The organism is Clostridium disporicum, assembly GCF_001405015.1.
In the GTDB taxonomy this organism is placed as follows: Bacteria; Bacillota; Clostridia; order Clostridiales; family Clostridiaceae; genus Clostridium; species Clostridium disporicum_B.
The window spans coordinates 1-13190 of the sequence record NZ_CYZX01000034.1 but is presented as its reverse complement, the minus strand read 5'-3'; the positions used below and the strand labels follow the sequence as shown (position 1 = coordinate 13190).

General features: G+C 30.2%; 9 protein-coding genes, 2 tRNA genes and 1 rRNA gene. 10 read left to right on the top strand and 2 right to left on the bottom strand.

The window, feature by feature from the left end; translation table 11 throughout:
* Positions 1-12: 12 nt before the first annotated feature.
* Positions 13-86 (top strand) — tRNA-Gly (locus tag ARA56_RS15695).
* Positions 87-288: 202 nt separating this feature from the next.
* Here ARA56_RS15695 and ARA56_RS15690 read toward each other — a convergent pair.
* Complete coding sequence (locus ARA56_RS15690; protein WP_055268389.1) at positions 289-1176, bottom strand: AraC family transcriptional regulator; 888 nt, start codon at positions 1174-1176, stop codon at positions 289-291.
* A 303-nt stretch (positions 1177-1479) separates the two neighbouring features.
* Between ARA56_RS15690 and gnpA the strand changes: the two genes are divergently transcribed.
* From gnpA to ARA56_RS15670, 4 genes are all read left to right on the top strand, one after another.
* Entirely contained in the window at positions 1480-3639 is a 2160-nt protein-coding gene (gnpA, locus tag ARA56_RS15685) for a 1,3-beta-galactosyl-N-acetylhexosamine phosphorylase (protein ID WP_055268387.1), read from the top strand.
* Positions 3640-3703: 64 nt separating this feature from the next.
* Positions 3704-4630: a nucleotidyltransferase family protein gene (locus ARA56_RS15680; RefSeq protein ID WP_055268385.1), complete on the top strand. Its 927-nt coding sequence runs from the start codon at positions 3704-3706 to the stop codon at positions 4628-4630.
* Positions 4620-5732 (top strand): phosphotransferase enzyme family protein, encoded by a 1113-nt coding sequence (locus ARA56_RS15675; RefSeq protein ID WP_055268383.1) that lies wholly within the window; start codon positions 4620-4622, stop codon positions 5730-5732. Before ARA56_RS15680 ends, ARA56_RS15675 begins: the two co-directional genes overlap by 11 nt.
* Before the next feature lie 37 nt (positions 5733-5769).
* Positions 5770-7182: a phosphoglucomutase/phosphomannomutase family protein gene (locus ARA56_RS15670; protein ID WP_055268381.1), complete on the top strand. Its 1413-nt coding sequence runs from the start codon at positions 5770-5772 to the stop codon at positions 7180-7182.
* Positions 7183-7430: 248 nt separating this feature from the next.
* Here the strand turns inward: ARA56_RS15670 and ARA56_RS15665 are convergent.
* A tRNA-Arg gene (locus ARA56_RS15665) sits at positions 7431-7507 on the bottom strand.
* A gap of 325 nt (positions 7508-7832) precedes the next feature.
* On the opposite strand from ARA56_RS15665, the gene ARA56_RS15660 reads away from it, so the two are divergent.
* The 5 genes from ARA56_RS15660 to ARA56_RS15640 form a co-directional block, all read left to right on the top strand.
* A complete protein-coding gene (locus tag ARA56_RS15660) occupies positions 7833-9131 on the top strand; it encodes an ABC transporter substrate-binding protein (RefSeq protein ID WP_055268379.1) in 1299 nt (432 codons plus the stop codon).
* Between the two features lie 104 nt (positions 9132-9235).
* Positions 9236-10138: a carbohydrate ABC transporter permease gene (locus ARA56_RS15655; protein WP_055268376.1), complete on the top strand. Its 903-nt coding sequence runs from the start codon at positions 9236-9238 to the stop codon at positions 10136-10138.
* Positions 10139-10152: 14 nt separating this feature from the next.
* Positions 10153-11028 carry a carbohydrate ABC transporter permease gene (locus ARA56_RS15650; RefSeq protein WP_055268374.1) on the top strand — a complete coding sequence of 292 codons (876 nt, stop codon included), beginning with the start codon at positions 10153-10155 and terminating at the stop codon, positions 11026-11028.
* Positions 11029-11197: 169 nt separating this feature from the next.
* Positions 11198-12643: an arylsulfatase gene (locus ARA56_RS15645; protein WP_055268372.1), complete on the top strand. Its 1446-nt coding sequence runs from the start codon at positions 11198-11200 to the stop codon at positions 12641-12643.
* 477 nt (positions 12644-13120) lie between these two features.
* Positions 13121-13190 (top strand): 16S ribosomal RNA (locus ARA56_RS15640); the annotation flags it as partial.

The window sequence follows — 13190 nt, the reverse complement described above, 5'->3', positions numbered from 1 at the left end:
CGCTCCAAATATGCGGGTATCGTATATCGGTAATACTCCAGCCTTCCAAGCTGGAAAGGTGGGTTCGATTCCCACTACCCGCTCCAAGTAAAGCAATCATGTTAATGGTTGCTTTTTTTATTATATTTAAATATTGTTTAATCAAAGTTTAAATAAATAATAGTAAATTTGTAATGAAAATAATTTAATATAATTAAATTAATATAATTATATTAATAAAAGGGAAACTATCTGAATTTTTATCAGATAGTTTCCCTTTTTTATATAGTAAAAAGATAAAATTTATTATTAGGCTAATTTATTTTCAGTTTGCTTTTTAGAATTATTTAAACGAAAATCCTTAGGAGATATACCAGCTATCTTTTTAAACATTTGACTAAAATATGATGAATTTGAAAATCCAACTATTGATGAAATATCGCGAATAGAATAATTAGTAGTAATTAATAAGTTTTTTGATTCATCTATTCTTTTATTTATAAGATAGTTTATAGGTGAAATACCCATTTCTTTAGTAAATAGATGAACAAGATGAAACTTATTAACATAAGTTAAGTTAGATAAAAAGTCTAAAGTTATATTCTCAGAGTAATGAGAGTCTATATAGTTTTTTATCTTCATACATTCTATATTTACTTTTTCAAAATTCTCAGTAATAAATATATCTGAACTAGTATTTCTCATAACTTGTATAAGAAATAAAGTTAATATACTTTTACAAGCCAATTCATAATTAAGGTTTTTTTCTTCTAATTCATTTATAAGCGTATTTAAATTATATAAAATTTCACTTTTTTTCTTATTAAAATTCAGTACTTTATATGTATTTAAAGCATCTTTACTATTATCTTCATTTAGAGTAGAAGGTGATATGCCGATAGCAAGATTATTGATTGCAAATACTATATATTCTAATGGATTAGATGAGCTAACAGATCGTTCAGTATGTGAACAGTTCGGATTAATAAGAATTAAATCAGATTCTTTAACAGAAACTATTTCATCTCCTATTTGGAAAGTACCTTGTCCACTAGTTATAAAAAATATTTCGGTAAAAGGGTGCATGTGAAGGGTACTATGCCAATCGTTTTCAAATTTTGACTTGCTTATATATATAAGTTCAAAGTCTAAGTCATATACATTGTTTTTGGTTAATAAATATCTTGTGTTTCCCATAAAAATACCTCTTATACGCAATATATTATAATTATATCACAAAAAATATAATAAAATGAAAAATATAGAAAAAACTATTAAAATATGTTGTCCATTATAACAATATAGTTAAATAAATCAGCAATAATATTGTTGTGAAAACAATTACTAAAAATTAAACTAGAAGTAATAAATATAGAAATCATAGTGATTATTATAAATAAGGAAATAATAAAGTATTTATTAGTGATTTTATATATTTTATTTTAAGTTGATTTAAGAAAAAATAATAATTTATGTATAAAAGGACGGGAGAGGTGCGAAATGAACAAAGGGAGAGTTACGATTCCAACAGATGATAATTTTATAAAGGAAACTTTAGAAATTGCAGAAAAATGGGGTGCTGATGGAATAAGAGATTGTGATGGATTTAAGTTACCAAGAGAAATAAAGGGGTTAGCTGAGAGAATATATTCAACATATTTTGTTGCTCGTGGAGATAATGAGTGGGCTGAAGCTAATAGAGAAGAATTACAACAAACATATTTAATGACAAAGCATCATGTTGCTGTAGAAGACAAGTTAACTATAAAAATAATGGATGGTTATTTTGCAGAGCAAGTAGAACCAGATACTTATCATGATATAAAAACTTGGTGGGAAGTTATTGATAGAACTACCAACGAAGTAGTACCTACAGAAAATTGGACATATAGTGAAGAAACTGGCGAAGTAGAAATAAACAATGTTAGTAAATGGCATGAATATACAGTGTCCTTCTTAGCTTATTGCATTTGGGATCCAACACAAATGTATAATCATATAACTAACAATTGGGGAGACAAGCCTCATGAAATGCCATTTGATGCAAGAAAGCCAAAGACTAATAAACACATAATAGAAGCTATGCATAATTGGTTAGATGAACATCCAGAATCGAATGTAGTAAGATTTACAACTTTCTTCTATCATTTTACTTTAGTATTTAATGACTTAGCTAAAGAAAAATTTGTTGATTGGTTTGGATATAGTTCAAGTGTTAGTCCAGAAGCTTTAGATGAATTTGAAAAAGTAAAAGGATATAGATTAAGACCAGAAGATATTATAGACCAAGGTTATTATAATTCTCCATTTAGAGTTCCTTCTAAGGCATTTTTAGATTATATAGATTTCCAACAACAATTCGTAGCTGAAAATGTTAAGAAGTTAGTTGATGTAGTTCATGAAGCTGGAAGAGAAGCTATGATGTTCTTAGGAGATAACTGGATTGGAACTGAGCCATATGGAAAGTACTTTGAAAGTATAGGACTAGATGGAGTAGTTGGTTCTGTTGGTGGGGGAGCTACTTTAAGAATGATTTCAGATATTCCTGGAGTTAAGTATACTGAAGGAAGATTCTTACCATACTTCTTCCCTGATACATTCTATGAAGGAAATGATCCAACTATAGAGGCTAGAGATAATTGGATAACTGCACGTAGGGCTATTATGAGAAAACCAGTAGATAGAATTGGATATGGTGGATATTTATCTTTAGCTTATAAATTCCCTAAATTTGTTGAGTACATCGAATCTGTATGTGATGAGTTTAGAGAAATATATGATAATATAGATAATTCTAAACCATACTGTGGATTAAAAGTTGGAGTGTTAAATTGTTTTGGTAAATTAAGAAGTTGGCAAACTCATATGGTTGCACATGCATTATGGTATAAGCAAATATATACTTATCTTGGAATTATAGAATCACTAAGTGGAATGAGCTTAGATGTAGAGTTTATAAGCTTTGATGATATAAAAGCAAATGGTGTTCCAAGTGATATAGATGTGATTATAAATGCTGGTGATGCAGGTACATCATTCAGTGGTGGAGAAAAGTGGTTAGATAAAGAAATTGTAACTGCTTTAAGAGGATGGATTTATAATGGAGGAGGATTTGTTGGTATTGGTGAACCTTCAGCAGTATTAGAGGGAGGACACTTCTTCCAACTTGCAGAAGCATTAGGTGTTGATAAAGAATTAGGATTCTCATTAAGCACAGATAAATACTTCAAGACTCCTGTAGAGAAACACTTTATAACTGAAGATGTAGTTGAGCCATTTGATTTTGGAGAAAGTCAAAAGAATGTTTACTCTAAGAGTAATGATACAGAAATTATATGCTATGAAAATGGAGATCTTTTAATGTCTGCTAATAGATATGGAAAAGGTAGAGCTGTTTATATAGCAGGATTGCCATACTCAATTCAAAATACACGTATTCTTATGAGAAGTTGTTTCTATGCAGCAGGAAAAGAAGATGATATGAAAAAATGGTATGCAGATAATTTAAATTGTGAAGTATCAGCTTACTTAGAAACAAAAAAATATGCAGTTGTTAATAATTCAAATGAAGAGCAAACTACTTTAGTTTATGATGGAAACGGAAGTTCGGTTGAGATGACATTAGCTCCATGTGAAATAAAATGGATTAATATGATATAATTGTTGGAATAAACCTCTGGATATATTATCCAGAGGTTAAATTAAAATATAGAGGGGTGGACATATGAAACCAGTATTACTTGTAATGGCAGCTGGATTAGGTAGCAGATATGGTGGATTAAAACAATTAGATAAAATAGGTCCAAATGGAGAAATTATATTAGAATTATCTTCTTATGATGCTATAAAAGCAGGTTTTGAGAAGATAGTGTTTATTTTGAGAAAAGAAATTGTAGAAGAATTTAAAGAGCTTATAGGAAATAAGTTATCTAAATTTGCAGAAATAGAATATGTAATACAAGATATGAATAACATACCTGAAGGATTTGAAATACCAGAAGGAAGAATAAAGCCATGGGGAACCGGTCATGCAATTTTATGTGCAAAAGATGTTATTAAATCTCCATTTTTAGTTATAAATGCAGATGATTATTATGGGCAAGAGTCCTTTAAATTAATGTATGAATATTTAAATAATAATACTGAAGAAAATCATCATGCGATGGTTGGATATGAATTGAAAAATACTTTATCTGAAAATGGGCATGTAGCAAGAGGAATATGTACTGTAGAAAATGGTGAATTGAAGGAAGTTGTAGAGAGAACTAGGATTATTAAAAAAGGAGAAGCTGCTTATTATACAGAAAATGAACAAGAGTGGATTGAGGTAGATTATAACTCAATTGTTTCAATGAATATGTGGGGATTTATGAATTCTATATTTGAAATTACTGAGAAAGGATTTAAATATTTCTTACAAAATGACTTGAAGGATAATCCAATAAAAGCTGAGTATTATATACCGTTAATTGTTAGCAATTTAATTAATAGTGGAAAAGGCAAAGTTAAGGTTATGAATTCTAAAGACAAATGGTACGGTGTAACATATCAAGAAGATAGAGTATTAGTTAAAGAAGCTATTGAAAAGATGATAAATGAGGGTAAATATGAGAAAAACTTATGGGAGGGTATAAAAAGAAATGGAAAGTAATTTTTTAGAGTTAACAAAACAAGCTTTGGATTTAATAAATATTGAAGGAGATATAGTAGAGGTAGTTCCATTCGGAGGAGGACTTATAAATGCTACTTTTTTAGTAAGAACAAAATTAGAAGGTGGAGAAGAAAGAAAGTATATACTTCAAAGAATTAATCACTATATATTTAAAGAAGTTGAAAAGCTAATGGATAACTATTGTAGGGTTTGTGATTATTTAAAAGATATAGTAGCTAAAAATAATGGAGATATTGAGAGAGAGACAATAACAGTGGTAAATGCTAAAGATGGAAGAAGCTTTACACAAGACTCAGAAGGAAACTATTGGAGAGCTATAAAATTCATACCAGATACAATAACATATGAAACAATAAGTTGTGAAGATGATTTTTATAAGGCTGGGAAAGCTTTTGGTAATTTTCAAAATATGTTAGCTGATTATAATGCAGAATTACTTTATGAATCTATTCCTAATTTCCATAATACAAAAGAACGTTTAAAAACTTTTATTAATGCAATAAAAGAAAATAAATCAGGAAGAAAAGATAAGGTAGTTGATGAAATAAACTTTATATTAGAAAGGCAAGAACAGGCTTCATCATTAGTAGATATGCTTGAGAGAGGGGAATTGCCTTTAAGAGTTACTCATAATGACACTAAGATAAGTAATGTATTATTAGATAAAGATACTAAAGAAGGTATTTGTGTTATAGATTTAGATACAATAATGCCGGGATTATCTTTATATGATTTTGGAGATGCAATAAGAAGTGGAGCAACATTTGCAAGAGAAGATGAAGAAGATTTAAGTAAAGTATTTGTTGATTTAGGGTTATTTGAAGCATTTACTAAGGGATTTATAGAAGGTGTAGATAATGGACTTACACAAAAAGAAATTGAAATGTTACCAATGGGAGCTAAGATAATTACTTTAGAACAAGGTATGAGATTTTTAACTGATTACTTAGACGGAGATTTATATTATAAGACAAGCTGTGATGATCACAATTTAGTAAGAACTAGAACTCAATTAAAACTTGTAAAGGATTTAGAGGATAAATGGGAAGAAGTAAATAATATAGTAAAAAAATATAGCTAATAAATATAGCTAATAAATATAAAAGGGGGTACTAAATATGATAAAGTTTGGGACCGGAGGATTTAGAGCAATAATTGGTGATGAATTTACTAAAGATAATATTCAACAATTAGCTAGAGCAGTTGCTAGAATGATGAAGGATGAAAATGTAGAAAAGAAAACTGTAGTGATAGGGTATGACAGACGTTTTCTTTCAAAAGAATCTATGATATGGATTTCTGAAGTTTTAGCTTATGAAGGGATAAAGGTGATGATGATAAATAGGTCAATGCCAACACCTTTAATGATGTTTGAAGTTAAGAAACAAGGTTTAGATTATGGTATGGCAGTAACTGCGAGTCATAACCCTGCGATTTATAATGGGGTAAAGTTATTCACAAAAGGTGGAAAAGATGCAGACGAAGTTGTGACTAAAAATGTTGAAAACTATATAGAAAAATTAGAAAATGAACCACTGAGGTGGATTGATTATGAAGATGCTGTTAAGAGTGAATTAATAGTACCTTATAATCCTTTTAACGATTATATTGATAGTATACTTTCACAAATTGATTTGGATAGTATTAAGAAAGCTAACTTAAGAGTAGTTTTAGACCCTATGTATGGTGTAAGTCAAACATCTTTAAGAACTATATTATCTACGGCAAGATGCGAATTAGATGTTATAAATGAAAGGCATGATACTCTATTTGGAGGAAAATTACCAAGTCCTAATGTTGATACATTAAGAGCGTTACAACAACATGTACTTGATAGACATTATGATATTGGGATTGCAACAGATGGAGATGCGGATAGATTAGGAGTTATAGATAATAACGGAAGATTCCTTCACCCAAATGATATATTAGTTCTTTTATATTACTATCTTGTAAAGTATAAGGGATGGAATGGGCCTGTAGTTAGAAATATAGCTACAACACATTTATTAGATAAAGTTGCTGAGAGTTTTGGACAAAAATGCTACGAAGTGCCTGTGGGATTTAAACATATATCAGCTAAGATGATAGAAAGTGATGCTATTATAGGTGGAGAATCAAGTGGTGGATTAACTGTAAAAGGGCATATTCAAGGTAAAGATGGAGTTTATGCTGCATCATTACTTATAGAGATGATTGCAGTAACAGGAAAGTCATTATCACAAATATATGAAGATATATGCAAAGAATATGGTGAACTATTTATGACTGAAAGCGATTATGCAATGACTCATAATAGAAAAGAAGAGCTTATAAAACAAATAATGATAGATAAGAAGCCAATAGAATTTCCTTATGAAATAGAAAAAGTATCATACCTTGATGGATATAAGGTATATTTTAAAAATGGTGGATGGGTGATAATACGTTTTTCAGGAACGGAACCAGTATTAAGAGTATTCTGCGAAATGGATACACTAGAAAAAGCACAGGAAGTAAGTGATATAGTTAAGAATACATTGTCACTATAGAAATAAAGTGCGAAGCACTTTGGTGAAAACTTTGACTTCGTTAAAGGGGAAAAGTCAGCTAAAGCTGAGGAGAAAATATTGCCTATGGCAATAGGGAAAAGATTTCTAATGAGATAAAATACTTTTCTTTGCTACTTATAGTAGCATTTTCACCTTAACGTAGTTAGCTTTTTACCGCTACGTAGTAGCCTTTCACTTCGATAAAGTCGACTTTTCACTTGCGATCCTTAGCTCGTTCTTTATTTGTTTGGTGCACCTAGAGGGACTTGAACCCCCGACGCCTGGATTCGAAGTCCAGCACTCTATCCAGCTGAGCTATAGGTGCATATTACTTTATTATTATAAACTTAATTAAAAAATAATTCTATATTAAGTTTATAACAAGTTAAAGATATATAAATTTTTATAAAAATTAAATTTAATAACATTATAAAATTAACAAAAAAGCATAATAGTTATGTTACAATTAGTCGAGTTCTTAACATTTGATGAAAAGGTTAACATGATATATAATAAAGTTAATTATGATAGCAATATATATAAAGGAAATGCCAATATAGAGATTGTTTTCATAGGCCTAAAAAGGCTATATTATTATTATAACATATAGTTAAGTATTTAATGGTATAAAAAAGGGGAGGATGAATATTATGAAAATGAAAAAACTTATGTCAATTTTGTTAGCAGGGTGTATGGCATTTTCTTTAACAGCATGTGGGTCTAAAGATAATAGCGGAGATACAGGATCTACAAACGCAGATGCTTCAACAGGAAATGATACAACAGTATCAGCTGATTCAGGGGAATTAACTTATTGGTCAATGTGGAATAACACAGAGCCACAAGCAAAAGTAATCAAAGAAGCTATAGATGCTTATACAGCAGAAACAGGAATAAAAGTAAATGTAGAATGGAAGGGTAGAGATTTAGGAACAGTTCTACAATCAGCACTTGAAGCTGGAGAAAAGATAGATTTCTTTGATTGGGATTATCAAAAGATAGCTTTAGAATATGCTGATAAAGTATTAAATTTAGAAGATATGGCTAAAGCAGTTAACTATGATGATTTTGCAATTAAAGCATTACCAGCAAGTGTTAGAAGATGGGCTGGAAGTTTAGTAACTATTCCTTATCAACCATATACTTCAGGAATATTCTATAATAAAGCTATGTTTGAAGAAGCTGGTATAGAAAAAGAACCTCAAACTTGGGCTGAATTCTTAGAAGTTTGCCAAAAGTTAAAAGATTTAGGGGTTGCTCCATTAGCTCAAGATGATGCTTATGTAGACTATGCGTTTGGATATCATTTAGCACGTTATGCTGGACAAGCTGAAGTTGAAAATATAGCTATAAACGGTGATTGGGCTGAAAACGAAAACGTTTTAAAAGCTGCACAAGATATAGTTGATTTAATAGAAAAAGGTTATTTCTCTGAATATGCACCAGGTGCTTATCCAGAAGGAGAAAATGAAGTTGGTTATGAAGAAGCTGCTATGTTAGTTAATGCTTCATGGGTACCAGCAGAAATTACAAATAATACTGGATGTGATTTAGAGTGGGGTATGTTTAACTATCCTTCAGTTGATGGTGGTAAAGATCCTAACACTATAGCTAATGTTGGAGCTCAAGGTTTTGCAATCAACAAGAATAGTGAAAATGCTCAAGCTGCATTTGATTTAATAATGAAAATAACAACTGGTGAATACGATCAAAAAATGGCTTTAGAATGTGGTGGTATTCCAGCTGACTCTAGAAATGAAGAATGGCCAGAAGATTTAGTTGGTGTTAGAGAATCATTCTTAGCACTTACTGAAACATATGACTGGAATGCAGGATTAAATGCAAATCCAGATGTTAAAGAAACAATTAAAACAAATTGCTTACAACTTTTCGAAGGTAAGTTAACTGCACAAGAATTTGTAGATGCTATGGAAAGCGCAACAAAATAATAAAAAAATCAAATTTGATTAAATAAAGGGATATTGCAGAATCTTATAATTGTTGGCTTTGCAATAGCCCTTTTTATATTCACAGTTTGAATAGGAGGCATACTATGAAAAAAAATAAGACTATGATTGTTGCATTTATTACACCAGCAATCCTTACTTTCTGCATTATGTTTTTATATCCAGTTATAAGAACAGTTTTTATAAGTTTTTACTCTGTAAGTAGTGTAACAGCACCAAAAGAGCAATGGATATCTGTAGGACTTGGAAATTATTTGAAGCTATTAACTTCTAGTTCATTTAAAGTATCAATGATGAATATTTTTAAGATATGGGTAGTTGGAGGAGCAATAGTATTAACAATATCTTTATTATTCGCAGTAATATTAACAAGTGGAGTTAGATTTAAAAGTTTTTGGCGTGCGGCTATATATTTGCCTAATGTTATTAGTGCGGTAGCATTAGCAACTATGTGGTTACAATTTGTTTTCCAACAAAAATACGGTATCATAAATTGGTTTTTTAAAGCAATGGGAAATGAAAAGTTAGCTAGGTTAAATTGGCTAGCCAGTGATATGAAATTCTGGGCAATGCTCATAGCATTCTGCTTTGGGGCTGTAGGATATTATATGCTTATTTTTTTAAGTGGTATAGAAAGAATTCCGGAAGAGTATTATGAAGCTGCTACAATAGATGGAGCAAGTAAGCTAAGACAATTCACAAGTATTACACTACCTTTATTAAAAGGGGTGTTTAAGACTAATTTAACATTCTGGAGTATTAATACTGTTATGTTTTTCGTATGGTCAAAGATGTTCTCACCATTAGGTGCAGAAGGTTCTACAATAACACCGATGGTGTATATGTACGAAACTGTATTTGGAGGAACTGGATATAGCAACCGTGATGCAGGATTAGGAGCAGCTGTAGGAGTTACTTTAGCAATTATAGTTGTTATTATATTTGCAGTAATGAATTTATTAATAAAAGAAGAAAAGATAGAAATGTAGGAGGTGGATAAATTATGGCTAAAGTAAAAGAAAAGAAAATAAAAGAACCTATTAATTGGAAAAAGGAATTAAAACTTGCACCAGCATATTTAATACTTTTTGCATGGGTAGCATTTACAGTTATAGTTATTGGATGGATTTTTGCAGCAAGTTTATCTACTTCTCGTGAGATATTTAAAGGTGATGTTCTAAAATTTGCATCAGGATTTCATTGGGAAAATTACGTAACTGCATGGAAAACTCAAAATGTAAGTGTATTTTTTGCTAACTCATTATTTTATGCAACAATTTCATGTGTAGGGATATTACTAATATCAGCTCCAGCAGCATATGTATTATCTCGTTATACTTTCTTAGGCAATAAGACAATTAAAACAAGTTTTGTAATTGGGATGAGTATACCAGTAATTATGATAATACTACCTTTATTTAGTATTGCAACTAAAGCTCATTTAACAGGAAATAGGTGGTTATTGATAATTTTATATATTTGCTTAAATGTACCGTTTACTACTACATTTTTATTAAACTTTTTTGGTAGCTTAAGTAAGAGCTATGAAGAGGCTGCAGCTATTGATGGATGTAGTCCAATGAAAACCTTCTGGGTTATTATGCTTCCTTTAGCTCAACCTGGAGTAGTTACTGTAACAATTTTTAACTTTTTAGCAGTTTGGAATGAGTACTTCTTAGCTCTTATTTTTGCAAATTCAGATAGTATGAAGTCTGTTGGAGTTGGATTATTCTCAATGGTAGCAGCACTTAGAGCAGTAGGAGATTACGGAAGTCTTTTTGCAGCAGTTATTATAGTATTCCTACCTACATTCTTAATTTATATCTTCTTATCAGAAAAGATTATCGCTGGAGTTACTGGTGGAGGAGTAAAAGGCTAACAAAAGGTTGTAGTTTGGTACGATAATAAAAGAAAAGAATTAGTATTAGAAACAAGTAAGAAAGTAGTATTAACATTACAAAGTTTTGATTAAATAAGATAAATAAAACTTAACACTAATATTTGTAGTGTTAAGTTTTATCATTATTTATAGGGAAGGTTGTTATAATATGGATAAAAGGCCCAATATTATTTTGATAATGACAGATGAGATGCGTGGAGATTGTTTAGGATATGCTGGACATCCTGATGTTAAGACTCCTTATTTAGATAGTTTGGCTTCAAAAGGAATATATTTTCCTAACGCATATTCTTCGTGTCCAACTTGTGTGCCGGCTCGTGCAATATTACATACAGGATTATCACAAAGGAATACAGGTAGAGTAGGTTATGAAGATAGAGTAGATTGGAATTATGAAATAACAATGGCTGGTGAATTAACTAAAAGTGGATATTATACACAATGTGTTGGAAAAATGCATGTACACCCATTGCGTAATTACTTAGGTTTTAATAATGTAAGACTTCATGATGGATATTTACACGAATATAGATATCCAAATGTATCATATGGGGAGAATCAACTTATTGCTGATGATTATTTTTATTGGTTAAAGGATCAAAAAGGAATTAGTGCTGATGTTGTTAATACGGGTTTAGATTGCAATGGATGGGTTTCTAGACCTTGGATTTATGATGAAATGAGTCATCCTACAAATTGGGTAGTAACAGAAAGTATTGATTTTTTAAGAAGAAGAGATCCAAGAAAGCCATTTTTTTTGATGACAAGTTTTGTTAGACCACATGCACCTTTTGATGCCCCGCAATATTATTTTGATTTATATAAAAATATGAGTTTAAGAGAACCTATTAAAGGTGATTGGAATGATAAAGAATTAATAAAGAAGATAGGATATCGTTATAATGCAACTACTGGACCGTTAGATCCAGAATTAGTTAGAGAAATGCAAATAGGATATTATGCATGTATCACTCATATAGATCATCAGATAGGAAGATTAATTCAAGCATTAGTAGAACAAAGGGTAATGGATAATACTATAATAATATTTACATCTGATCATGGTGAAATGTTGGGTGATCATAATTATATTCAAAAAGCAAGGCCTTACCAAGGAAGCATCCATATACCTATGTTTATATCAGGACCTGAAGAATTATTAGGAAGAAAACACTGCATTGATGAAAGTCTTGTAGAATTAAGAGATGTTATGCCTACTTTTATAGACATAGCAGGTGGAAAAGTTCCAGAAGTATTAGATGGAGAAAGTATGTTAAAAGAGATAGATAGAAAGTATATACATGGAGAGCATTTATATGATTTTGGGCAGAAATCACATCAATTTATTGTAACTAAAACAGATAAATATGTTTGGTTCTCTCAAACAGGAGAAGAACAATACTTTAATTTAATAAAAGATAAAGACGAAGCTCATAATGGGATAAATGATTTGGAATATAAAGATAGAATAGAAGAGTTAAAAAATATATTGATAAAAGAATTAAAGGAATCAGAAGAAGGATATTCAGATGGAGAGAAACTTATTGTAGGATGCAAAACTAAACCATCATTATCTAATGCAACACTTAGATAGTTAATAGTTAGCAAGTTGATTGATTTATAATGTTTTTAAATCAACTTTGGCTAACTTTTTTTATAAACTTTTAATTAAAAACTCTTAATTTTTAACTAAATTTCCGTACTCTTTACCACGTGTATCAATATGTGTATTTTAAAGAAAAAAAGCGAAAAATATAGAAAAATAAAAATAATTTTAAATATATTGGAGAATATTAGCTGACTATGATAAAGTCTGTGGTACAATAAGTCATGTCCTTGAGGGAAAGCAACAAAACAACAAAATGTTGAACAAGAAAACAAAATGTTGTTTGAAAGTTTTGAAAAAAACTGTTGACAAAGAAAATTAAGGATGGTAAGATAAAAAAGTCGCTTGAAGCGATAAACAATGATCTTTGAAAATTGAACAGAATATAAATTAAGAACCAGCAATTCTTTTGAGAGTTTTTAAATTATTAAAGACTCAAAGTAATTTGAGCAACAGATTAAACTTTTTATTGAGAGTTTGATCCTGGCTCAGGACGAACGCTGGCGGCATGCCTAACACATGCAAGTCGAGCGAG